Annotated in this window: 23 protein-coding genes; 10 read left to right on the forward strand and 13 right to left on the reverse strand. The window is 46.9% G+C overall.

Annotated features, from left to right (window positions below):
• The first annotated feature begins 7 nt into the window (after positions 1-7).
• From SPK40_RS04735 to SPK40_RS04750, 4 genes are read left to right on the forward strand one after another with little or no spacing between them, the layout of a single operon-like run.
• Positions 8-1,198 (forward strand): ABC transporter substrate-binding protein, encoded by a 1,191-nt coding sequence (locus SPK40_RS04735; RefSeq protein WP_256549377.1) that lies wholly within the window; start codon positions 8-10, stop codon positions 1,196-1,198.
• Positions 1,199-1,254: 56 nt separating this feature from the next.
• Entirely contained in the window at positions 1,255-2,949 is a 1,695-nt protein-coding gene (locus SPK40_RS04740; RefSeq protein ID WP_442957545.1) for an ABC transporter permease, read from the forward strand.
• Entirely contained in the window at positions 2,915-3,568 is a 654-nt protein-coding gene (locus tag SPK40_RS04745) for an ATP-binding cassette domain-containing protein (RefSeq protein ID WP_248139978.1), read from the forward strand. Before SPK40_RS04740 ends, SPK40_RS04745 begins: the two co-directional genes overlap by 35 nt.
• Positions 3,561-4,178, forward strand: a complete 618-nt coding sequence (locus SPK40_RS04750) for a CDP-alcohol phosphatidyltransferase family protein (RefSeq protein ID WP_248139976.1) — start codon at positions 3,561-3,563, stop codon at positions 4,176-4,178. Before SPK40_RS04745 ends, SPK40_RS04750 begins: the two co-directional genes overlap by 8 nt.
• A 60-nt stretch (positions 4,179-4,238) precedes the next feature.
• Here SPK40_RS04750 and SPK40_RS04755 read toward each other — a convergent pair whose 3' ends face one another.
• On the reverse strand, positions 4,239-4,532 hold the full coding sequence (locus tag SPK40_RS04755) for a hypothetical protein (protein ID WP_330959610.1): 294 nt from the start codon (positions 4,530-4,532) through the stop codon (positions 4,239-4,241).
• Positions 4,533-4,710: 178 nt separating this feature from the next.
• Positions 4,711-5,613 carry a DNA-binding transcriptional activator PunR gene (gene punR, locus SPK40_RS04760; protein ID WP_248139972.1) on the reverse strand — a complete coding sequence of 301 codons (903 nt, stop codon included), beginning with the start codon at positions 5,611-5,613 and terminating at the stop codon, positions 4,711-4,713.
• 131 nt (positions 5,614-5,744) lie between these two features.
• Here punR and punC point away from each other — a divergent pair, with 131 nt between their 5' ends.
• The 5 genes from punC (at position 5,745) to SPK40_RS04785 (ending at position 12,162) form a co-directional block, all read left to right on the forward strand.
• Positions 5,745-6,971 (forward strand): purine nucleoside transporter PunC, encoded by a 1,227-nt coding sequence (gene punC / locus SPK40_RS04765; protein WP_248139970.1) that lies wholly within the window; start codon positions 5,745-5,747, stop codon positions 6,969-6,971.
• A gap of 217 nt (positions 6,972-7,188) precedes the next feature.
• Positions 7,189-9,678 carry a putative bifunctional diguanylate cyclase/phosphodiesterase gene (locus SPK40_RS04770; RefSeq protein WP_248139968.1) on the forward strand — a complete coding sequence of 830 codons (2,490 nt, stop codon included), beginning with the start codon at positions 7,189-7,191 and terminating at the stop codon, positions 9,676-9,678.
• Between the two features lie 41 nt (positions 9,679-9,719).
• Complete coding sequence (locus SPK40_RS04775; RefSeq protein WP_248139966.1) at positions 9,720-10,070, forward strand: hypothetical protein; 351 nt, start codon at positions 9,720-9,722, stop codon at positions 10,068-10,070.
• A gap of 388 nt (positions 10,071-10,458) precedes the next feature.
• Positions 10,459-10,695, forward strand: coding sequence for a YdcH family protein (locus SPK40_RS04780; protein WP_036752522.1), 237 nt, complete (start codon positions 10,459-10,461; stop codon positions 10,693-10,695).
• 237 nt (positions 10,696-10,932) lie between these two features.
• On the forward strand, positions 10,933-12,162 hold the full coding sequence (locus SPK40_RS04785) for an L-lactate MFS transporter (RefSeq protein WP_330959611.1): 1,230 nt from the start codon (positions 10,933-10,935) through the stop codon (positions 12,160-12,162).
• A 372-nt stretch (positions 12,163-12,534) separates the two neighbouring features.
• Here the strand turns inward: SPK40_RS04785 and SPK40_RS04790 are convergent, their stop codons facing one another.
• The 8 genes from SPK40_RS04790 to SPK40_RS04825 all read right to left on the reverse strand — a co-directional run bounded on the left by SPK40_RS04790 (position 12,535) and on the right by SPK40_RS04825 (position 19,276).
• On the reverse strand, positions 12,535-13,116 hold the full coding sequence (locus tag SPK40_RS04790) for an anthranilate synthase component II (RefSeq protein WP_330959612.1): 582 nt from the start codon (positions 13,114-13,116) through the stop codon (positions 12,535-12,537).
• On the reverse strand, positions 13,097-14,596 hold the full coding sequence (locus tag SPK40_RS04795) for an anthranilate synthase component I family protein (protein ID WP_330959613.1): 1,500 nt from the start codon (positions 14,594-14,596) through the stop codon (positions 13,097-13,099). Before SPK40_RS04795 ends, SPK40_RS04790 begins: the two co-directional genes overlap by 20 nt.
• Positions 14,580-15,233, reverse strand: coding sequence for a flavodoxin family protein (locus SPK40_RS04800; RefSeq protein ID WP_330959614.1), 654 nt, complete (start codon positions 15,231-15,233; stop codon positions 14,580-14,582). The genes SPK40_RS04795 and SPK40_RS04800 overlap by 17 nt, the downstream gene beginning before the upstream one ends.
• Before the next feature lie 114 nt (positions 15,234-15,347).
• Positions 15,348-16,055 carry a B3/B4 domain-containing protein gene (locus SPK40_RS04805; RefSeq protein ID WP_330959615.1) on the reverse strand — a complete coding sequence of 236 codons (708 nt, stop codon included), beginning with the start codon at positions 16,053-16,055 and terminating at the stop codon, positions 15,348-15,350.
• A complete protein-coding gene (locus SPK40_RS04810; protein WP_248139954.1) occupies positions 16,039-16,341 on the reverse strand; it encodes a chorismate mutase in 303 nt (100 codons plus the stop codon). The genes SPK40_RS04805 and SPK40_RS04810 overlap by 17 nt, the downstream gene beginning before the upstream one ends.
• A 9-nt stretch (positions 16,342-16,350) precedes the next feature.
• Positions 16,351-17,727, reverse strand: coding sequence for a UbiD family decarboxylase (locus tag SPK40_RS04815; RefSeq protein ID WP_330959616.1), 1,377 nt, complete (start codon positions 17,725-17,727; stop codon positions 16,351-16,353).
• A gap of 1 nt (position 17,728) precedes the next feature.
• Positions 17,729-18,934 carry a tryptophan synthase subunit beta gene (gene trpB, locus SPK40_RS04820; RefSeq protein ID WP_330959617.1) on the reverse strand — a complete coding sequence of 402 codons (1,206 nt, stop codon included), beginning with the start codon at positions 18,932-18,934 and terminating at the stop codon, positions 17,729-17,731.
• Between the two features lie 9 nt (positions 18,935-18,943).
• Positions 18,944-19,276, reverse strand: coding sequence for a cupin domain-containing protein (locus SPK40_RS04825; RefSeq protein WP_330959618.1), 333 nt, complete (start codon positions 19,274-19,276; stop codon positions 18,944-18,946).
• Between the two features lie 278 nt (positions 19,277-19,554).
• Here SPK40_RS04825 and SPK40_RS04830 point away from each other — a divergent pair, with 278 nt between their 5' ends.
• A complete protein-coding gene (locus SPK40_RS04830; RefSeq protein WP_248139946.1) occupies positions 19,555-20,220 on the forward strand; it encodes a LysE family translocator in 666 nt (221 codons plus the stop codon).
• Between the two features lie 43 nt (positions 20,221-20,263).
• On the opposite strand, the gene fliJ is transcribed toward SPK40_RS04830, so the two are convergent.
• Genes fliJ through fliH form a run of 3 tightly spaced genes read right to left on the reverse strand, consistent with a single transcriptional unit; the run spans position 20,264 to position 22,869 of the window.
• Positions 20,264-20,698 carry a flagellar export protein FliJ gene (fliJ, locus tag SPK40_RS04835; RefSeq protein WP_248139943.1) on the reverse strand — a complete coding sequence of 145 codons (435 nt, stop codon included), beginning with the start codon at positions 20,696-20,698 and terminating at the stop codon, positions 20,264-20,266.
• A gap of 13 nt (positions 20,699-20,711) precedes the next feature.
• Positions 20,712-22,028 carry a flagellar protein export ATPase FliI gene (gene fliI / locus SPK40_RS04840; protein WP_248141627.1) on the reverse strand — a complete coding sequence of 439 codons (1,317 nt, stop codon included), beginning with the start codon at positions 22,026-22,028 and terminating at the stop codon, positions 20,712-20,714.
• A 19-nt stretch (positions 22,029-22,047) separates the two neighbouring features.
• Positions 22,048-22,869, reverse strand: coding sequence for a flagellar assembly protein FliH (fliH, locus tag SPK40_RS04845; protein ID WP_330959619.1), 822 nt, complete (start codon positions 22,867-22,869; stop codon positions 22,048-22,050).
• Between the last annotated feature and the right edge of the window lie 2 nt (positions 22,870-22,871).

Raw genomic sequence — 22,871 nt, forward strand, 5'->3', positions numbered from 1 at the left:
AATCATCATGAAATTAACATGGATGGCGCTTTGCCTGACGTTGGCAGCGTCCCCGCTGATGGCAAGCGAAGCTCAGAATCAACCTGCAATGAGTGACATGAGCTGGAAAGACATTCAGCAGCGTGCACGCGGACAAACCGTATTTTTCAATGCCTGGGGCGGGAGCCAGCCTATCAACAGTTACCTGCGCTGGGTTGCCCGTGAGGTTAAAAGCCGCTATGACATTACGCTGAATCACGTCAAAGTCGCCGACATTGCCGAGACATCCCAACGCTTACTTGCGGAAAAAACTGCCGGAAAAAATACAGGCGGTAGTGTCGATATGGTTTGGATCAATGGCGAAAACTTCCGCACGATGAAAACCAACGAACTTCTGGATGGTCCGTTTGTGGCTCAGCTTCCGAACTGGAAGCTGGTCGATAAACGCTTGCCTGTTTATGAAGATTTTACGGAAAGCACTGATGGCCTGGAAGCGCCCTGGGGAGTCGGTCAGCTGGTGTTCATTCATGACAGTCAGACCCTGAGCAATCCGCCCGCAAGCTTTGCAGAACTACTAAGTCTCGCAAAAGCATTCCCGGGGAAAGTCACTTACCCGCAGCCACCAGCATTTCATGGCACCAGTTTCCTGAAAGCGGCACTCATTGAGCTGACCAATGCTGCCCCTGCCCTTTATGAACCGATCGATCCGGAAAAAGAGAAGGCAAAATTTGATCAAATCACGGCGCCGCTGTGGCGATATCTGGACCAGCTGCATCCGGTTGCCTGGCAACAGGGGAAACGTTTCCCGGGCAGTGCTACTGAAATGATGCAGCTGCTGGATGACCGGCAGCTTCTGGTCGCAATCACTTTCAATCCGAACGAAGCAAAAGCGGCTATCGAACGGGGGGATTTACCGGCCACTGCCAAAGCTTTTGCTTTTGAACAGGGCGCATTGTCGAACATTCACTTTCTGGCGATTCCATGGAATGCGAGTGCCAAAGAAGCCGCCCGTGTCGTGATTAATTTTCTGATGAGCCCGGAAGCACAGGCCCGCAAGTCCAATATTCAAATTTGGGGTGACCCGGCCATTCTGACCCCGGAAGCCTTGGGTTCTGAAGAAGAAACTCAGGGCTTCCAGCTTTATCAGGCCATTGCCGAGCCTCATCCAAGCTGGCAAACCGCGCTGGAGGCTGCATGGCAGCAGCGCTATGGACACTAATTGTGGCCAGAACCTGACTGTACATCATCGTGTTTTTGAATAAGTGACGTCGCAATATGTTGTATTTGTTGTTTATTGCTTCGCTGATCATCTGCTGTTTGCCCCTGGTGCCGGGATTGGTGGGAATTTTATTACCTGCCCTGTCCTGGCTGCCGATGGCAGGGCTGAATGAACCCGGTTTTCAGGCTTTTGGGCAGGCGTTTTCCTGGCCGGGTATTCAGTCATCGGTCTGGCTGACGTTGTTTACCGGCGTCCTCAGTACGTTGTTGGCTTTAATTTTCACGTTCCTGATCCTGCAAAAAAGCTGGGGCTCCCGCCGATGGCATACCGTTGAGTCCTGGTTATCACCCATTCTGGCTATCCCGCATGTGGCGTTCGCGATTGGGTTCGCCTTCACCTTCTCTTCAACCGGAATGATCGCCCGTCTCATCACATCACTGGGTGGCGATCCGGGCCAGTTTTCACTGCTGCAGGATCCTTATGGTCTGGGCCTGACACTGGCTTTAGCCATTAAAGAGACACCCTTTCTGCTGTTAATGAGTCTTTCCGTCCTGCAGCAGCTCAATGTCAGTCGCTTAATGGCTGTCGGCAGCGGACTGGGCTATAACCACGCGGCAACCTGGATCAGCGTGATCCTGCCGCAGTGGCTGCCCAGGATTCGGCTGCCTATTTTCGCAGTGCTGGCATACGGTATCTCTGTCGTCGATATGGCCATGATTCTTGGCCCCACCCGCCCGCCGACATTCGCCGTTCTGGTCTGGCAGTGGTTCAATGATCCGGACATCAACCTGATGCCGAGAGCTGCGGTTGGCGCTCTGCTGCTGTTATTGCTGGGTCTGGCACTGCTGGCACTGTTTCGCGTATTTGAATGGCTCATCTGCCGGGGCTGGCAGCAATGGCAGTACGCCGGACATCGTCAGCATCACCTGCCGGGCCGCCATCTTCACTGGCCGCTGATACTGGTGCCGATGATGGTCATTCCGGTGTTAATCACCTGGTCTGTTGCCCTGCGGTGGCGCTTTCCGGACTTACTTCCCAGCCGTTTCAGCCTGCAATTCTGGCAACAGGAAACAGCTTTCGTGGCAGAGCTGATTGCCACCAGCCTGCTGATCGCAGCCATCAGTACGCTGATCGCGCTGATTCTGACGATTGGATGTCTCGAGTACCGGGAAAAAACGGGGATCGGCCTCCCCGGCTGGCTCATTGCAATGCCAATGGTATTGCCACAGGTCTCATTACTTTTCGGAATTCAGGTCACCACCTATCTGATGCCGGGCCAGCATCATCTGCTCTGGGTGGTCTGGAGCCATGTGCTATTTGTGTTTCCGTATCTTTATCTGGCGTTGGATGGTCCCTGGCGCAGTTTTGACCGCCGCTATACCCAGACAGCCAGCAGTCTGGGCCTGTCTGCACTGGAAGCCTGGTGGCGAGTGAAGCGCCCCATGTTAATGCCCGCAATGTGTCTGGCAATCGCCGTCGGCTGCAGCGTGAGTCTGGCACAGTACCTGCCAACCCTCAGCCTGGGTGCTGGACGGGTGAGTTCGCTGACCACAGAAGCCGTTGCCCTGGCCAGTGGTCAGGACAGACGGGTCAGCGCCATATATGGCCTGCTGCAGGGACTGGTACCTTTCCTGCTCTTTATCATCGCAATGCTGGCAAGCCGCTATTATCAAACGAAAATGACCGCTGAAAAAACAACAAGGAATTCCGAGCCACATGTGCTTATCCGTGAAAAACCTCACTATAAATAACGGGGACCAGAGATTACTGACATCGCTGAGCTTCTCGGCAGCACGCGGGGAAATACTCACCATCATGGGCCCCAGCGGCTGCGGTAAATCGACGCTGCTGGGTGTGATTGCCGGTCACACTGCACCTGACTGTCACTATCAGGGCCAGATCAGTCTGAATGATCACCCGATTGATACTCTCGAACCGGACAAAAGGCGGATTGGCCTGCTGTTTCAGGACGACCTGCTCTTTCCTCATCTGAACGTCTGGCAAAATCTGGCCTTTGGTTTACCATCGTCAGTGAAGAAAAGTGAACGCAAAAAACGCGCTTACGAAACACTGGCAGCATTAGGCCTGACGGATCTGGCCTGCCAGAGTCCCGGTCAGATCTCCGGCGGACAGCGTGCTCGGATCAGTCTCATGCGCAGCCTGCTGGCAGAACCGGATGCAATTTTGCTGGATGAACCGTTCAGCAAGCTCGACAAAGACCTTCGGATACAGTTCCGGGACTTTGTTTTCAGCCAGATCCGACAGCAGAATATTCCGGCCTTAATGGTCACCCATGATCAGGACGATGTCCCGCCTGGCGGACAACTCCTGTTGTGGCCTGAACCACCGGGGGAGACCAGCGATGCTTGACCGTTATGCCATTCAGTTGCTCAAGGCCCCTGTCAATGGCCTTGGACGGCTTCTGGAAAAATCCCCTTTCAGTGCCAACCAAATGACCGTCACCGGTTTCATCATTGGCCTGCTGACTTTGCCCGCACTGATCTATAACCACTATCTGCTGGCATTGTTATTTATTGTATTCAACCGGATATTTGACGGCCTGGATGGTGCACTCGCCCGCCGAAGAGGCATCACAGACTGCGGGGGATTTCTCGATATCACGCTGGATTTTCTATTTTATTCGCTGGTGCCTTTCGGATTTGTGCTGGCTCAGCCGGATCAAAACGCCGTTGCCGGTGCATTTCTGATATTTGCCTTTGTCGGAACAGGCTCCAGCTTTCTTGCTTTTGCCATCATGGCAGGGAAACGGCAGATCGATAACCCGGTATATCAGCACAAGTCACTGTTTTATCTGGGAGGACTGACGGAAGGGACTGAAACGATTGCCTGTTTTGTACTTTTCTGTCTGTTCCCGGAGCACTTTGCCCTCATCGCCTGGATATTCGGATCCTTATGCTGGATCACGACTGCGACCAGAATATGGGCCGGTTACCAAACCCTGAAAACAACAGATTACTGACACAACACGTCAAATTGACCTTAAAAAAACAGCTGCTCAATTGAGCAGCTGAGGGTTCAGTTAACTGAATACCGGCAACTGTTGATTCTGTTTATCCAGCCGGCTGTGGAACTTATTAATTTCAATTTCAATTGCGTTGTAACTGCTGCTCATCAATTCCCCTAAAAAAGCAGGGGTATCCGGATGCTGACTTTGTAAAAACGCAGCCAGCAATTTGACATCATCCGGTCTGGGGCGATAGCTCAGATTAGGGAACGCGTTATAGATATAGTCGATAGCACTAGCCAACATGCCATGATTGCCTTGCTTAGTCTGTTGAGTCTGAGACAACTGATTATTCTGATTCATCATCATTGGATTACGTTGTATTGAATTTGACGACAGGCATCCTAAAGATTCTGAATGAAAGAATTATGACTTCGCACAGTGTTTATGTTGATTTTCATACCACTGCACGCATTTCAAACGACTTTGAGACTGCCCGCTCGTTTCTCCCCCTTGTAAGCGAACAATACGCTGTCAGCATTAAGTATTACCGCATCCATTCTCTGTGAAGTTGCTCACTATCTCCCAAATAATCTAATAACCAGCTCAGCGCCGGATTTAAACTCGCTTTATTCCAGGCCAGGCAACAGGGACTGACCGGTGTCGGCGTTGCCAGCGCGCGGGTGATTAATCTGCCGCTGTTTAGTTTTGGCGTGGCCATATGTTCTGGCACCACCCCGATGCCTAAGCCAGCTTCCAGGCACTGAAAAGCGCTGGACCAGTCCGGCACCATAATCCGCCGCTGATTGTTCATCAGCCAGGTGGTTCGCTTTGGCAATGCCCGGGAAGTATCTTCCAGGCAGATCGCGGGGTACCTGGCCAACGACGTTTCTTCCAGAGTAAGGTCGTGATTTGAAAGCGGATGACCCGGCGACATCACAAACAACCAGTTCAGACTGCCCATATCCCGGTAATCAAAATCCCCACTGACCGGTATTGCTGCGGTTGCACCAATCACCAGATCAGCCCGACCATCAGCCAGCGCATCCCAAACACCGTTATAAACTTCCATAGTCAGATGCAGCTCTACATCCGGAAATGCCTGATAAAAATCCCGAACCATGGTACTCACACGGCTTTGCCTGACCACTGTATCCAGGGCGACAGATACATTTTTCGCCCAGCCATTGGCCACGCGCTGGGTCTGAAGCTTGATCTGATCCATTTGCTTCAGCAGCTGACGCGCTTCTTCAACAAAATACTCCCCTGCCCGCGTCAGCGTCACCTGACGGTGCTGTCGTTCAAAAAGCTCCACCGCGAGTTTTTCTTCGATCGACCGAACGGTATAGCTGATTGCACTGGGCACCTTGTGTAATTCTTCGGCAGCTGAAGAAAAACTTCCCCGACGAGCGACGACGTCAATCACCTGTAAATCATTAAAAGAGAACATAAAAACCCCAATTTTGATGAAAAATAACTCACATCAAATTTTTTGAAACCAGCATTGAAATTTTAGCGTTTCACAGCATAAATCACCACGATTACAATATGAAACTTGAATTATTTACTGGTTATCCAACAATGACGACAAAACCAACAACAATGACGCTTGTGTGGTTTGCATTTCTCAGCATGCTGGGCTTTCTGGCAACAGATATGTACCTGCCTGCTTTTACCGCAATGCAAAATGACTTGAACACATCTTCAGGCCTGATCGGCATGACTTTGAGTATCTTCCTGCTGGGTATGGCGATCGGACAGCTGATTTACGGACCCCTGTCCGATCGGCTGGGCAGAAAAAAAGTCCTGCTGGGCGCCATGCTGTTGTTCAGTCTGGCAACGCTTGGCTGTGCCATGGCACCGAGTGTAGAAGTTCTGCTCACCTTCCGTTTTCTTCAGGCTTTAGGTGCCTGTAGTGCAACCGTTTTGTGGCAGGCCATTGTAATTGACCGTTATCAGGGAAAAGTCGCTGAGAAAGTTTTCGCCACCATTATGCCGCTGGTCGCGCTCTCACCAGCCCTGGCACCATTGGTTGGCGCAGCGATTCAGTCCCATTTCGGCTGGCGGACAATTTTCCTGAGCCTGATTGCCCTTGGGGCTGTGCTGGCTGTGATGACAGCCTGTCAGCCGGAAAGTGCTGCTCAGCAAAAAAATCAGGAAGACGACTCCCAAAATATGCTGACTGAAATGGCCGTGAATTACCGGCAGTTGCTCAAGTCAAAAAAATTCATCGGTAATATGATGATCTTTGCCGCGTGTTCCGCCGCATTTTTTGCCTATCTGACCGGCTCACCTTTTGTCATGTCAGCGATGGGTTATTCAAGTGAAGACATTGGCCTGAGCTATATCCCTCAAACCATCGCATTTCTGGTGGGTGGTTATGGCTGCCGTGCATTATTGGAACGGACAGAGGGCAGAAAACTTCTGCCATGGCTGCTCAAGCTTTTCATTTGCAGTGCGCTGGTCATTCTGGTCGTCACTATCCAGACGCAGCCGGATAATATCTGGCCGATCCTCATCCCGTTCTGTTTTATTGCCGTTGCAAACGGTGCGATTTACCCGATTGTGATCAGCAAAGCGCTGGAAGATTTCAAACATTGCAGCGCAACGGCTGCCGGTTTACTCAACTTCCTGCAAACACTGGGCTGTTTTGCAGCCAGCTCGCTGGTTGCCGCTTTTGCAGACCAAGGATTAGAGATCGTAGCTTACGGTATTGCCGGAACCTGTCTCTTTGTCCTGGCTGGTTTCGCACTGGTTGTGAAAAGCAAACATTCAGAGCCTGCCGTCGCCGCTTCATCAGCAAACTGACTTTGTCATCTGGTCTGAACTCATCAGACTCAGATTGCGCCGCTGAAATACAGGCAATTCCTGAGAATTGCCTGTATTTTTTTCCTATTGCGAAAAATCGTCTATTGTCATCCGTAATATCAAGAAATTCCTAATATGAATGAACAGTTGGCTATGCATGCCCAGAAACTCGTCACTATACTGAATATCTGGGGAGTCGCTCAGTCATGGATGATTTATGAAGAGAAACCTGATCCGTTCGTGGAAATTGCTGACTGTATTGCTGCCCGTATTCCTGATTGTCAGCCTCCTGATGACTTCTGACCTTTCCTTTTGGGGTGATACAGAGAACACCACAGCGACACCACCAGCATCTCAGCAAACCAACACCGACGCTCCCCTCCCGGCAAATGCACCAGGCCTCTCAACAACCGAGTTTCAGCACATTGCCGAACGCTGGGAAAGCGCAAATTATTTACACTCGCTACTCAGCCACCTCAGTATTAATCACTTTATCTTTAACAACCTGTACACCCTCGATAAGCTGGAAAAGTTCACGCTGTTTTCACTGGTGACATTTGGCTTACTGATCGGGTGTCTGGTTCTGGCCTGGCATCTGCATAAATTGCTCAGACATGAGCAGCGATTAAAGTCTGAATTGCACGATATGGTGAAAAAATATAGTCACGTGCTGAAACATGCCCCGGACGGTATGGTCGTTCTCAGGCAGGACAACACCATTATCGGACTGAATCAGTCCGCTTGTCAGATTCTCAATACCACGGCGGAAGAAGCCCAGACACGTCTTATTGCTGATTTAGTCGTTTATGACCAAGCCAGAGATGAACTGTCGGAATTGCTTGAACAGGTGCATACCTCGATGAGCCAGGGGGAAAGTCAGCCGATGAGCATACTCATCACCAACAAAGTTGAACCGCCTCAGCATCTGGAAATCATTGCGACGGAAACCGCTTACAATGATGGCAATGAAGTTTTACTCAACATCCGGGATGTCACCAACTGGGTCGAAAGAGAAGAGAAACTCAAAAGTTTGTCCCGTGCTTTAGAACAGAGTGATGACTCCATCATCATTACCAATGACCGGGGTATTATCGAGTACGTTAATCACAGCTTTGAAGAATTTAACGACATGAATGCCAATGATCTGATTGGCAGTGATGCCGCACATCTGATTCTGGCGACGCTGCAAAATCCTGCCGAACTGGAAAAACTGCAACACCAGCTGAGACGCGGTCACACCGTCAATCGCATCATTTCGCACCGTAAAAAAGATAACAGTCTGATGTATATGGAGAAACGGATTTCTCCGATTCGAAACAGCCGGGGAAAAATCAGCCACTATATTACGACCGGCAAAGACATCACGGAGAGAGTGCTTTTTGAAAGCAAACTCAAGCGCCTCGCTCATTTTGATATGCTGACCCAATTGCCAAATCGGCTGATGCTGCAACAGCAGATCGAGCTTTTTCTGAAGCAATCCCCGCGTCCTGAGCTGGGTTTAATGACGCTGAATTTAGACAGATTCAAACAAATCAATGATTCTCTCGGACATGATACCGGCGATCAGGTGCTCATTGCGGTCAGCAAGCGATTACAGCAAATCCTGCGTGAAAATGACATTCTGGCCCGGCTCGGCAATGATGAGTTCGCAATTTTAGTGGTTTCGGACAACCGGCTGCCCGTCCTCGAAGATCTGGCTGAACGCATTCTTCGTCATCTGAGTCATCCAATCGCTCTGGATAACAAAGAAGTTGTGGTCAGTGCCAGTATCGGGATTACTTACTGCGGAGAAGAAGAATCCACCAGCGAAGCACTGCTCCGCCAGGCCGATATCGCCTTATACAAAGCGAAAGACAATGGTCAGCAGCAACAATACCGGGTCTACAACCGGCAAATGGGGGTCAACAGCGTTAAACGCCTGGAAATGGAAGCTCAGCTCAGACAGAGTTTTGGGTCAGACCGCTATCAATTTTTCTATCAGGGTCGTTTTGAAGCCCGTACGCGAAAACTCTGTGGCGTGGAAGCACTGTTACGATGGTATGACGATGACGGTGTCCTCCAGTCGCCTTCAGAATTTGTCCCAATTCTTGAGACAACCGGCCTCATCATTGATATCGGTGAGCGGATGATTCGAAAAGCCTGCCAGCAGCTGCGCCAATGGCAGCTTCAGGGACACAAACTTCACTTTGCCATCAATATCTCGGCCCGGCAGCTGCTTAACTCTGATATCGTCAATACGGTTCAGCAAGCCATCCAAAGCAGCCATTGCGACCCAAGCTTCCTCGAGCTTGAAATTACGGAAAGCGTTGTCATGTCTGATGTGAAGCTGGCACTGAACCGGTTACGCCAGCTCAATGCACTGGGGGTCAGGATTGCCATTGACGACTTCGGTACCGGCTATTCTTCTCTGGCCTATCTGAGCCGTTTCCCGATTCAGATTCTGAAAGTCGATCAGGAATTTGTCCGTGACCTGCCGGTCAACAAAGAATCGGTCACCATCACCAATGCCATCGTTGAACTGGCCCATAATCTGAATATTCGGGTGGTGGCCGAGGGCGTCGAAAACCAGGCCCAGGCTGATTTTCTGAGCAGCATTGGTGTAGAGGAATTTCAGGGATTCCTGTATTGTAAGCCCCTGTCTATCTCTGATTTCGAATCTGCATTTTTACATTCAGAGATTGATATCAAACGCCAGTCAATGCGATGACACTGTAACAACGTCCCGTCAATCTATGTGAGGAAACCAAGATGGACTTTAGTGATTACCTGGATAACGTCCTCAAGCAGCGTCAGCAGCAGGCAAGCCAACCCGCAAAACAAAAACAACAGCCCCACTGGCTGCAACAACGCCAGGAAGACAAAACCAGCCAGAGTCTTGCGCGTGATGCCATGGCAAAAGCGCAGGAAGACGCAGCTTTACGTGCTGAACATGAAACCAAAGCGCAGCACATCAGAATGAATGGCCGCTACATGACAGAAGAAGAAGCCCAGGCAAAAGTCCAGTTACAAACTGCGGCTGCCCCTGCAAATCCTGATCGAATCGCTTACATTCAGAGCCTCAAAAAATCATTACGCAGCAAAAAGTATCGGGCATCGTAAAACAGTCCATCTGAGTGCTTTGCACCACCCGCACCGTGACAACGTCACACATGGTTTATGCTGCTCGTAGCATTTTCGCTGTCCCCCTGCTTGAAAATCACAACATTCGACTATGCTTAAACAAGGGTCAGTTGACCTTTGTGGTTCATATTTGTCCGGAATGAAAGCATTTTTACCTGGCTGCAGGACACGCCAATTCGGGCTCAGAATACATTGCCCGCAATACAGAAATGCACTTTTCACCGGAAGACATCTGATGCCACGCTTCAAACTGCCGGAAGCGCAGAATGCAGTACCGCTCTCCATACAATAAAATCCGTACAGCGTGATAGAACAACAGGAGAAAAAAGCAGGGCTTTCATTCACGTAAACCTATGGAGTGACAGATATGTTAGGTGAAAATCACGCACTCTTCATTGAGTTCCCCGAAATGCACGACAAAATCAAAGAGTTGAAGTCACAAGACGAAAACTTCAAGGCGATGACAGACAGGTACCATGAATTAGATCACAAAATACGGGGATTAGAATGTAACAACATTCCAACCGAAGACCTACACTTCACCCAACTGAAAATGGAACGATTGCAGCTCAAAGACAAAATACACAGTATCCTGATGAACTGATGGTAAAGCCACGATGATTGGCTCCCCCTCCCACAGTTCTGAGGATGGAGCCAATCACTGCCAGCAGGCTCTCGACTCCCTCTTCACCATCCATTTGTAACAAAGTTTTTCCTCACGATATTTCTTAAAAATTTATTGATAGAATCCGCGCCCTCCATAAGAAGTGCATCTTTTTTTGATTCAGATTAAGAAAAGTTTAAAAAACAAATCAAGACCGCTACGGTGTTAGAGAGGCGTATGAAAACATTCGATCGTGCTAAGCAAATCTTGCTGGCTGGCTTTTGTATAAACTTGTGTATGGGCATTCTGTATGCCTGGAGCGTCTTCAAGAAAGCGCTGGTTGTTGATCTGGGGTGGTCTAATGCTGATGCATCCCTGCCCTACACGGTCGCTATCATTACCTTTTCACTGTCTCTGTTACTGGCCGGTATTCTTCAGGATAAAATCGGTCCGCGTAAAGTCCTGCTGTTAGGAACGACGATGGTTGGGCTGGGGATGATCATTTCCAGCTTTGCAACCAGCCCGCTGCTTTTGGTCCTTACTTTCGGCGTACTGACAGGCAGCGGCATTGGCTTTGGATATGCCTGTCTGAGCCCATCGGCGATGAAATGGTTTCACCCATCTAAAAAAGGAATGGTGAATGGTTTGATTGCAGCTGGTTTCGGTCTGGCGGCGGTTTATCTTGCCCCTCTGACTGCATCTCTGATTGCTGACTTCGGGATCAATCAAAGTTTTCTGATTCTTGGCATCGCAGTTCTGGTGGTCGCTGTTCCGCTGGCATGCACTATCACAAACCCGCCGGAAGACTATGTGCCAGCCGCGCCCACTGCAACGACCGCAAAAGCTGCGCAAACACCGAGTGTTGATGTCAGCTGGCGTGTGATGATCCAGACCCCGCAGTTTTATTCGCTGTGGATCATGTACGCGTTCGCTTCAGCTGCCGGTCTGATGATCATCGGGAACATTACTTCAATCGCAGCCACACAGGCTAATTTATCTGACGCCGCTTTCCTTGTGGTGATTCTGGCTGTCTTTAACTCGGGTGGCCGGGTCGTCGCAGGAATGCTCTCCGATAAGATCGGCGGCGTGAAAACTCTACTGATAGCCTTCGTCATGCAAGCCATCAACATGGTGATGTTTGCAACTTTCGACAATGAATTCAGTCTGATGGTCGGTGCCGCAGTTGCAGGTGTCGGCTATGGCACACTGCTGGCCGTTTTCCCGTCGATTACTGCTGACTTCTACGGCCTGAAAAATTATGGTGCCAACTACGGTGTCCTGTATACAGCCTGGGGAATCAGTGGCTTCATCGGCCCTGTCGTTGCTGCTGTCGCAGTTGATATGACCGGCACATACACATTGGCGTATACGCTGTGTTCCGTAATGCTGGGAGTCGCCGTTTTGCTTGCCTTCATGACCAAGCCCGTCAATATTCAGGCACTTCAGAACAAGCTGGCAAACGCCTGATTTCAGCACGCCAGTCAAGAATAAAAGCACAGCTTTCCGCTGTGCTTTTTCATGTTCAGTACATAAAAAAAACCCGATAGCAAAAAGATACCGGGTAAACAAATAGTGGTGAAAATGTTCCTAATGGGAACAGGATATGCGCTATTGCGTACCGCTTGGGAAGACTGTGTGATTGGCTTAACAACAACCTTCACGGTACTCAGGTAGCAATAAATTAAAGCGTCCGTATTTTTACTGATATTAAATCTATGTATAAAAATATTCAGTATTGTCTGCCCCGTAAACATACCAATTGCATATTAGAATTTAATAGGAAACAAGTCTGATAAATGCATTCAGCAAATACATGAAAAGGCACAAATCATACACATATTAATTGTATAGTCCTGCATGCTTAAAGAAGTTGATTAATATGTCTGCACCCCGTTCAGTCGATATGCTTTCAGGATGAAACTGAACCCCTTCGATCGCAAACGCTTTATGTCGAATACCCATGATGTAGTTGTCATCAATAGATTCAGAGGTAATGACTAATTCCGAATCCGATTTAATATCGTCTCTTGATGCAATCAGTGAATGATATCGGGTGACTTTTAAGGGTGACTTCAATTGCTGGAAGCAGCCCATTTGATCATGTTCAATCAAACTCACCTTTCCATGAACACGGTTTCCAGCCGGTTTCACTGAAACACCATAAAACTCCGCAATCGATTGCATTCCAAGGCAAATACCAAAAATCGGAATTTTTCCTTCCACCCGCCTGATGATATCCAGGTAACCACTCTCACATGGGTGTCCGGGCCCAGGCCCCAGAATAATAGCATGATAGTTATTCAACGATTCAAGATTGACTTTATCACACCGAACGACATCAGTTTGAAAGCCAATCACTTCAATATAATTTTTGACGATATAAACAAAGCTGTCATACGCATCAATTAACAAAATCTTCACTGATTAAATCCTTGTTGGTGATTGCAAAATAAGTCGAACTGAGTTTGCTGATTGTTTCAGACCACTCGCCATGGCTCAGGGAATCTTCAACGATCCCTCCGGAAGCACGAATCGTATAGACACCATTTTTGTAAACTGCCGTCCGAATACAAAGTGCAGACAAAATTGTGTCATTAAACCCTAAATACCCCACACACCCTGCATAAATGCCTCTTGAGGTCCTCTCCGTGTCCTCAATAATTTCCGTTGCCTTTATTTTTGGTGTTCCCGTCATCGTGCCTGCAGGAAACGTAGCGGCTAAAGCATCGTATTTATCAAATTTTTCTGAAATCTTCCCAATAACATTAGAAACAATATGAATCACGTGTGAGTATTCTTCTGTAATCATCAATTCATCAACAAATAGTGAAACAGGTTCACAAATTCTGGAGATATCATTTCGACAGAGATCAACCAGCATCAAATGCTCTGCATTTTCTTTTTCATCCGAGAGCAGCTTATGAATATTTGACTTTTTCTCATCTGGATCAGACGAGTTTCTGATTGTACCCGCAATTGGTCTCATCACAATTTCACGGTCATTGGTTAAAGTCACAAACATTTCCGGACTTGCTCCAATCACATGAAATCCATCAGATGTTTTAAAATAATACATATAGGGTGATGGGTTAAATTGACGCAATCGCAAGTAAACATCAAATGGAATTATTTCTGACGTTATATTTATTTCATGCCCCAATTGGATTTGATATATATCACCAATATCGATATGACTTTTGGCTTTATCAAACCAGGTCGTATACATCTCTTTATCGACAGTGGGAGATGAAATACTATGACTGGAAAAATTGTGGTTAAACTCATAATGAAATGGCGTCTTAATGAGATTTTTCACTAATGAAAGATCAAAACTTTGAAAATAATTGCTCTGATTTCGGGTTAAATGTATGGTGTGACTATTGATATCAATATTGATGACGCCTGAAAATATAGTCAGATTAATCGTAGATAAATTTTTATCTCTGGATATTTTTCTCTCGATATCCTCTATGAGAAAAATAGTATCGTATCCAAAGTAACCCCAGAATCCGAAGTTTGTACTTGTACTCACCCCTTCATCAACGACATGAAATAATGACTCAATACTTCTTAAGAGTGAAATCAGATCGTTAAACGTCTGAACCTGAATGGAGTACTCATCCAGGAACTCAAAAGATGATAATTTATCACTCACTCTCATCAAACCAAGAATATCTTCATTCCCAGATAAAGACAGGACATTATCATTGAGTTTCAAGTTAAAAATAGGTTCAAACGCAATGATTGTATTTTTGCAATCTTTTTCTGGACCAGTCATTGACTCGAGCAGAAACAACTCATCTTCATGATATTTCTTTCGCAACTGGTTATAAATACAGATCGAGTCATTGTCTGAGATGACTTTTTCAGTATGGCTGATAACTTCAATTAACCCTTTCACTATCTTTCTCCATGATTTCTTTTAGCTTTCTTTCATTTGGATGATTAAAATTTAATGCATTCACATTCACAGAACTTCGGATTTCAACTAATCTGTCAACCATTTGCTCCAAAGCAACGCTCTCCTCAATGTCTGTAATTCCCTTCGTTTTTTCACAGCCATGGATAAGCACTGGAAATCCAGCACCAGGAATAATCATTCGATTTAATAGCATGTTATTTATGATTTGATCATGTGCACTGCCTAAACTATATTTCCTCCCAACAATGACGCAGCCACCAATTTTATTCACAAGAGGCCGATCAAACCTCAGATATCCGACACCAGCTCTTTCAAGAAAGATCTGCATTAAGTGACTAATCCCGAAAGCATGAACTGGACATGTATAAATAATAATATCTGACTCGCACATCATTTTAATAATATGTGGCATGTCATCATATTTTTCACAGGGAGACTGTCTATAGTTGCAACCATTGTCACCACCACAGCCATCACAAGCAGATATTTTCTGATCGCACAGATATATAACACTTACATGGACATTTTTCTCATACAACTTATCCTGAATAAGTTCAGAAACATAAGCGGTAACACCATTTCTTCTTTCTGAACCTGATATGATTACAGCTTTCATTTTGACCTCAACATGAAAAAACTCAACAATTTGAGAAATTATGTGGGCCAACAAGTAAAACTTTTTGAATACCTAAATAGACATCAGCCAATAAAGAATTGGTTAAGATAAATTTTAATAATTCGAGATAAGCATATTTGAATCTCTGATACTACACTCAGCGATTGAACCAGGCCAATACTTGTCAATCAAACTTTTCAACTCTTCAATAACTGGCAAACTCTCATTATTTTGGAGTGGAGATAAAGCCTCTATAATAATAATTGCATTTTTGGTGCTGTTCCTAACGACAGATAAACCACTTTGCTTATGAGACCACTTTCTGGCATGCGCATTATTTTTCTCATCGATAAATGAAACTTCATTCGAGGGCATTAAAATTTCATTCCCATTAAAATCTAAATAACGCTCACCTCCCTTTGTATAGGAAACCCATAAATTTCCGTTGATTTCATCTGTATCCAGCACAGCAATAGGTAAACAATGCTTAACTGACAATGCATTACAAATTAAAACTAACGGGTGTAATGTTTCAGGTAAATTACCTTGCTTTCTGAGCCGTCTCAGTAATGATTCAGCTGCCATTCGAAATTTTGTCGGCTCTATCCCTGCTTTTCTGTAAGCTCGACGCCAGTGACTGATAGAGTCAATTGCGCTTTCTGTCTGCAACTTATCGATTGTTTGCTTTGCAAAGACAATATTTTTATTCACAGAATCTGTCACATCAACACGATCATGAAGATTCTCAATTCGAAGACAGCAAACATGCAGTTCAGGTAAAAGGTCAACGATATCTTTTGAGTAATTAACCATTGATGTCATGATTGATAAGTCCCTTTTTGATCAGCTGCATTTGTGTTAGCTCATGAATGATTACCTTATAGACAGATTCAATAAACTTATCATCCCCGTGAAAATTCAACGCTAATTCTCTCACTTTACTTAAAACGATCTCTACTCGTCCTTTTGCTTCTACGACATCAACACTATTCCGCTTTTGATCTGCTATCTGTAATGCAACATTCGCTCTTTTTACCAGTAGTTCTACAAGCTGAACATCTATCTGATTGATTTCTTCACGAAGAATTTCTAACTGATTAATTTCCATGATTCACCTTTATAATATTTGCTGATACCGAACAAAGTTGTTTGATATTTTCAATGGCTTGGTTAAGTCATATAATGTCAAATCACTTTCTGGATCTTTTGAATTCATATAACCGGTGTATTGAGACGGGTCCATGATAAAGCCCGGCACTTTTCTCAAGTAAGTATCTTGCGACACCTGAAACCTGGTTGTCATTGCCCATAAAAAATCCTCACTTGACAAGTGATCGATGTCGTCATCAACAACATATACATGCTTACAAAGCGGATGGTGCTCGTAAATAAAATCTCTTAATTCTGAAAATGGAATGAAATGTGACTTTCTCCGGATACTTAAGATGACTGACAGCTGCCCGCCACCATAACTGGGACAATACACATCCATTAAATCAAAAAATTGATCGAATTCTTTCCTGACAACTTCTTTCAAAGAGATCTCAGTCGGAATCGCAAGCAGCTCTGACTGTTCTTTTCCCGGACCTAAAAATGTTTGATAGATCGGATTTTCTCTGTGGAAGATGCCTGTGATTTTAACGAGCGGAAGGTTTTCTTTTGCCTCCCCCATGTAGCCAAGAAACTCCGGCATTGAGTATGCCTCTGCTTTTCTATTGCTTTCATTACAAGTTGTCGTTGTCATTTCCCCTTCAATGACAATCTCACTGTCTGCGTAACAATAAGCTGCATTTGTAACGTTTTTCGCAATTCGAATGGCCTGGCCAAGTACTTTACTCATCTCTTTCAGTTTGCAGATACCTGATGAGAATCTGGCTGTCGATAATGAAGTAAGCAAATAGTATACAGGGGGTATACCAATACAAATCGAGATTGGCAGAGTTTTATTTTGTCTCAAAGCTTCCTGATAACAGCTGAAAAGCCCACTCCCAGGTCGTAGGGCTAAAGTCACATGACTTTTATCTACAACTTTCAATCGATGAATAGAACTGGTATAGGCACCGGTTTTATGGTGCCTTGCACAAACGACACCTGATGTAAAAAATGCGCCTGCATCCTGTGGTGTTACTTTAAGAGCAGGTAATGAGAGCAAATCTAATTGAGAATGACTTTCCTGACAGACAGGCTTATCAACCCATACCGGACTTAAATCCTTACGGTGTAAACTGTCATCTCTGAAACAACTTTCGGACAGAATCTTTCGATTGATTTCACTATTCCCAAATAACCCCATTAACACCGGAAATTGAGTGCCGTTATTGGTGTATATGTAAGCTTGCTCATGACCTGTTTTTCCTGAACCAGGTACGGTTGCTGCGTTATTCATATAATGGCCAGGTATCTCATAAGTTGGTGACATGAAATCACCAACCGTCTTGATGCTGACACCTGAGTCTTCCAATTGATTCAGCACAGCCCGCAGATCGAAACTCATTTCACAACCCAATTTTATGAAGCACAAAATCGATATCTTTATCACCTCTTCCTGAAAGATTCACCAGGATGGATTCTTTAGACGATAAATTTTTAGCTTCTTTTGTTGCCCATGCAATCGCATGAGAACTTTCTAATGCGGGGATGATTCCTTCATATTTGGACAAAGTTAAAAAGGCTTCAATACATTCATCATCTGTAATTGAATGATACTCAACCCGCTGAGCATCTCTTAAATAACAATGTTGTGGACCGACACCGGGATAATCTAATCCTGAAGCGATGGAATGGGCATCCATCGGAGTACCATCCTCTTCTTGCAGGTACAAACATTTAAATCCGTGCATTGTTCCGAATTTACCTGCTGTTAGGGTCGCGGCATGTTCTCCTGAATCTAATCCTTTACCCGCAGCTTCAACTCCCACTAACTTCACGTTTTCATCTGACAGAAAACCGCTGAATAAGCCTAATGCATTTGAGCCGCCACCGACACAAGCCGCAACGATTGTCGGTTGTTCATTTGTCATCTCCAGAAACTGGGCAGATGCCTCTCTTCCAATGACAGATTGAAAATATTGCACCATCTCCGGGTAAGGCGCTGGACCGACAACGGAGCCAATAGCAAAAAAGTTATTCTGCATATCATCCAGATATGCCGAAAATGCACTATCGACTGCTTCTTTTAAAGTCGCCTTACCCGAAGTTACAGGAACAATTTTGCATCCCAGCAATTTCATTTTATTCACATTAGGGCGTTCTTTTTCAATATCGACCTGCCCCATATGGATTTCACATGCCATGCCCATCAAAGCACAAACAGTCGCAAGAGCAACACCATGCTGTCCTGCACCCGTTTCAGCTAATATTTTTTTCTTGCCCATTTTCTTTGCAAGCAGAACTTCACCAATACAGTGGTTAATTTTATGGGCACCCGTGTGATTTAAATCTTCACGTTTCAGGTATATCTTTGCTCCGCCAATTCTCTCAGAAAGGTTCTTTGCAAAGTAAATGGGACTTGGTCGTCCGATATAGGTTTTACGTAACCGTGTCATTTCTTCATTGAATAAGTCATCTTGAATGATGTGATAGAATGCTTCTCTGACCTCATTCATCGCTGACTTTAATTCTGAATTTTCGGCTTCACCGCCGTAGACGCCAAACATTCCATTTTGATCTGGGATTAAATTGGCAAAAGCAGGGTTTTTCATCTGTCGCTCCTATTGAATATCATCAACAACGAAAACTGTCGTCACTTCATTCTCATCCCCTTTCGAACGGTGAGGCACACCATCCGGGATTGAGAAAAAATCACCTGGGTGACATTTATTTTCGGTACCCTCAACAAAAATAGTGAAACTTCCGGTCAGAACATATCCCTGATGACCAATCTCACAAAGATGGTGCTCATCAAACCCAGCTGGCAATTCAAGCATTCTTAAGCGCTTTCCGTTTGAATTGAAAATTTTCACCCGGCCATCAGCGCCCGGCTTTGACCATTTTTCCCAATCTTGATTTGCCGCTTGATATACAACCTCGTCATAGGTCTTCATCTTTTTTCCTCTCAAATTCCATTCAATACAGAGTAATGTGATGACGAACACAACTCGTGTTTCACGTTCTGCGGAATACGCTGACGTCTGCCAGCAGATGTGAAAACAAAATCAATGTTGTGAGACTCATCGAATTAAAACTAGCGAACTAGTTCACTAGTTTGATTTGCGTTCATAGTAGGGATATCATCGTTGCCGTGTCAAGAATTTTATGCAACCATGCGCTATGCGTTTGATTTGTTAAACTTTGACTCAATTTGATGCCTGACATTGCATAAATGATTCAAATTCACTTGGAGTATTCTTCCACCATGGTCAGTACATTACTTCTATATTGCATCGCTTCATTTACCGTGACCGTCATTCCGGGACCGACCATGCTGTTGTCTCTGTCGAACGGTGTGAGTAAAAACAAGAAAATTGTACTTTATGGCATTTTAGGGGCTGCTCTGTCTGACGCGATTCTGATCAGTGCTGCCGGACTGGGACTGGGGGCATTAATGGCGGCTTCTGAAACCCTCTTTCTGACCGTCAAATATTGTGGCGTTGCTTACCTGCTGTGGCTGGCATACCAGTTGTGGCGCAGTACACCTTCAGCCAGTGCGTTGACGGCAGACAAACTCAAAAGCGCACAAGTACACAGCCCTGCAGCAGCGTTCCGGCGCAGCCTGTTCGCGGCCCTGTCTAATCCTAAGGGGCTCCTGTTCTTCGGCGCTTTTCTGCCTCAGTTTCTGGATTTAACCGCGCCGGTTTTGATGCAATACGTTCTTTTCGCAATTGCTACCATCGTGATTGATGTCGCTGTGATGCTGGTTTACGCAACTGCAGGTTTCCAGGCGGCAAAGTATTTATCGGTCAGCCGCCTGAAATCGCTCAACAAAACCTGTGCTTCCGTGTTGGTCGCGATGGCGTCGGGGTTAGCATTCTATAAAGAAGCGGCCTGAGGTTTTTTCACTTCAAAAAAACAAAAGCGCCCGAGGGCGCTTTTTAGATGGATGGACGTTTGTATCTGGCGTTGATCAAATCTTCAATAAACTTTTGCTCTTTTCTGGCCTGCTCATACCGTTGTTTGGCTTTCCAGCGTTCCATGACGGTTTCCAGACCTTTTACTTTGATCTGGCTTTGCTCCAGCGCTTTTTTGGTCCGCTGACTTTCTGCATGCATCAGCGCCATTTCGTGCTGCTGATGAGCGATCAGGCGATTGAGCATCGCATTCACCTGTGTGGTGTTTTGCAATGCAATCGGGTTGACCCCGCCGACTCCTTCCGGAAGACTGCCGGATTTTAAGTCAGCCAGTGCTTCCAGCTGTTGAGCAAAGAAACCAACCTGCTCTTGCTGACGGGCTAAATCCTGGCCCTGACGGTCTCGCTGCTGCTCAGCAATTTGCTGAAGCTGGCTGACAGCTTTCAGTTTTCCTTTCATTGCCCGCTCCTTGTCAGCCTTGCTGTGTCTGGGTAAATAATTCGGCCAGACGAACCAGCGACTGCTGGTAATCCGTCACTTCATCCACCTGTTGAACCAAAAAGTCTTTCAGTAACGGGAACATCCGCACCGACAGATCCAGCTCTGGATCCTGTCCTGGCTGATAACCACCCAGCGGCAGCAATTCTTTCACCTGAAGATAATTCGCATTCAGCTGTCGAAAACGGTTTGCCACCGTAACATGCGAAGTTTCGGTACAACTGCTCATACAGCGACTGATCGATGCATTAATATCAATCGCCGGATAGTGCCCCTGCTCTGCCAGTGAACGCGACAACACCACATGGCCATCCAGAATAGCCCGGGCAGAGTCGACCACAGGATCCTGCTGATCATCCCCGTCCGCCAGAACGGTATAAATAGCCGTCAGACTGCCGTCCGGGTGTTCACCGTTACCGGCACGTTCCAGTAATTGCGGTAACTGACCAAACACTGAAGGCGGATAACCCCGGGAAGCCGGTGGTTCGCCCAGAGACAAAGCAATTTCACGCTGCGCCATGGCATAACGGGTCAGTGAATCCATCAACAACAGGACGTCTTTCCCTTTATCCCGGAAATATTCGGCAACACGATGGCAAAGCTTGGTCGCGCGCAGGCGCATCAGAGGAGATTCATCCGCAGGTGCAGCAATCACCACCGCACGCCTCATCCCTTCTTCACCCAGGTTCCGCTCAATAAACTCGCGAACCTCACGACCCCGTTCACCAATCAGTCCGACCACGACAATGTCAGCTTTGGTGTTTTTGGTGATCATGCCCATCAGCACACTCTTACCCACACCACTGCCGGCCATCAGACCGATGCGCTGACCTTTACCCAGCGTCAGCAGGCCGTTCATGGCGCGAATACCCACATCTAAGGGGGTATCGACCATCCGGCGCTTCATCGGGTTTATCGGCTGAGGATTGAGAGAAACTTTCTCGCCCCCTTTCAGCGGGCCCAGATCGTCAAAAGGCTCGCCAAGGCCATTCACGACCCTGCCGAGCCAATGCTCGCCCAATGCAACTGTACTGTCGCCATCAAGCGGAATGACTTTGGCGCCGGCATATAAACCGCCCAGCTGGCGTACCGGCATCAGATATGCGACATCCCGGTCAAAACCAACGACCTGAGCTTCGATTGCTTCTCCGTCATCGGTTTCGACCAGGCAGCGTTGTTCCAGTCTGAATTTGCAGCCAACGGCCTGAAGCATCAGACCGTTGACTTTCACCAACCGCCCGGTCACCCGGGCAATCGGTATGGATGACATCGACGCAATCGCATCATTCATACGTTCATGAAATGCGCTGTCACTCACTGACTTCCTCCACACGCTCTGTGGCAGATACCTCTTCTGACTTCACATCGGTCACTAATTGCGAACCATTTGTGGATTCCAGAAGATGTTCACGGAGGGTTTCCATACAGGCTTCCAGCCGTGCATCGCTGCTGGCGTCTGCTTCAGCCTGGTCAGTCACCAGCTGCACACCGCCGATCGGCATTTCTTTATCCGCTACCAGTTTCCAGCTCGGATGCAGCTTCGGATTCAGGTTGTTGATCCGCTCCAGATCCTGCGGGTTCAGGTGCACAATCACCTTGTCCGTGTTTCCGGGCATGCTATCGAGCGTCTCATCGACCAGCGCCAGGATCTGCTGCGGCATTAGTGTCAGCTCGGCACGAATGACCTGCTGAGCGACTTTCTGAACCAGGGAGCAAATCTGCTCACGCTGTGCGTGCTCACGCTCGTCCTGCCATTGCTGAATATGCGCCTGCAGCGCATGCAGCGGGGCCATCACAGATTCATACTTTTCACGGCCCTGGCTTTCACCTTTGGCATAACCTTGCTGAAAGCCATCCTGCTGCCCCAGATTGAAACCCTGCTGGCGGCCCTGCTCCACGCCCTGACGAAGACCTTCTTCATGACCCTGCTGCAACCCCTGCTGGAAACCATCTTCCAGACGTTTCTGCAACGCAGCCTGATGCTCCTGGGCATTAAACTGAGGCTCTTCAGCCAGATGATTCAGGTCCTGAGATTCATCATCGGTGCCCTGAATCATTGGCTTGACCATCGGAGGAAAACGATGAGAGCGGTATTCACCCGGATTCAGGCGCATCACTTTAACTGAACGCATCG

This window comes from Photobacterium sp. 53610, from assembly GCF_036409375.1.
Taxonomy (GTDB): domain Bacteria; phylum Pseudomonadota; class Gammaproteobacteria; order Enterobacterales; family Vibrionaceae; genus Photobacterium.

Coding starts and splice junctions, on each gene's coding strand:
- SPK40_RS04825 (WP_330959618.1), bottom strand. CDS start 19,276: ATGAAGACCTATGACGAGGTTGTATATCAAGCGGCAAATCAAGATTGG.
- SPK40_RS04740 (WP_442957545.1), top strand. CDS start 1,255: ATGTTGTATTTGTTGTTTATTGCTTCGCTGATCATCTGCTGTTTGCCC.
- trpB (WP_330959617.1), bottom strand. CDS start 18,934: ATGAAAAACCCTGCTTTTGCCAATTTAATCCCAGATCAAAATGGAATG.
- fliJ (WP_248139943.1), bottom strand. CDS start 20,698: ATGAAAGGAAAACTGAAAGCTGTCAGCCAGCTTCAGCAAATTGCTGAG.
- SPK40_RS04770 (WP_248139968.1), top strand. CDS start 7,189: ATGAAGAGAAACCTGATCCGTTCGTGGAAATTGCTGACTGTATTGCTG.
- punR (WP_248139972.1), bottom strand. CDS start 5,613: ATGTTCTCTTTTAATGATTTACAGGTGATTGACGTCGTCGCTCGTCGG.
- SPK40_RS04805 (WP_330959615.1), bottom strand. CDS start 16,055: ATGACATCAATGGTTAATTACTCAAAAGATATCGTTGACCTTTTACCT.
- SPK40_RS04810 (WP_248139954.1), bottom strand. CDS start 16,341: ATGGAAATTAATCAGTTAGAAATTCTTCGTGAAGAAATCAATCAGATA.
- fliI (WP_248141627.1), bottom strand. CDS start 22,028: ATGAATGATGCGATTGCGTCGATGTCATCCATACCGATTGCCCGGGTG.
- SPK40_RS04745 (WP_248139978.1), top strand. CDS start 2,915: ATGTGCTTATCCGTGAAAAACCTCACTATAAATAACGGGGACCAGAGA.
- SPK40_RS04755 (WP_330959610.1), bottom strand. CDS start 4,532: ATGATGATGAATCAGAATAATCAGTTGTCTCAGACTCAACAGACTAAG.
- SPK40_RS04780 (WP_036752522.1), top strand. CDS start 10,459: ATGTTAGGTGAAAATCACGCACTCTTCATTGAGTTCCCCGAAATGCAC.
- fliH (WP_330959619.1), bottom strand. CDS start 22,869: ATGCGTTCAGTTAAAGTGATGCGCCTGAATCCGGGTGAATACCGCTCT.
- SPK40_RS04750 (WP_248139976.1), top strand. CDS start 3,561: ATGCTTGACCGTTATGCCATTCAGTTGCTCAAGGCCCCTGTCAATGGC.
- SPK40_RS04775 (WP_248139966.1), top strand. CDS start 9,720: ATGGACTTTAGTGATTACCTGGATAACGTCCTCAAGCAGCGTCAGCAG.
- SPK40_RS04735 (WP_256549377.1), top strand. CDS start 8: ATGAAATTAACATGGATGGCGCTTTGCCTGACGTTGGCAGCGTCCCCG.
- punC (WP_248139970.1), top strand. CDS start 5,745: ATGACGACAAAACCAACAACAATGACGCTTGTGTGGTTTGCATTTCTC.
- SPK40_RS04830 (WP_248139946.1), top strand. CDS start 19,555: ATGATTCAAATTCACTTGGAGTATTCTTCCACCATGGTCAGTACATTA.
- SPK40_RS04800 (WP_330959614.1), bottom strand. CDS start 15,233: ATGAAAGCTGTAATCATATCAGGTTCAGAAAGAAGAAATGGTGTTACC.
- SPK40_RS04815 (WP_330959616.1), bottom strand. CDS start 17,727: ATGAGTTTCGATCTGCGGGCTGTGCTGAATCAATTGGAAGACTCAGGT.
- SPK40_RS04785 (WP_330959611.1), top strand. CDS start 10,933: ATGAAAACATTCGATCGTGCTAAGCAAATCTTGCTGGCTGGCTTTTGT.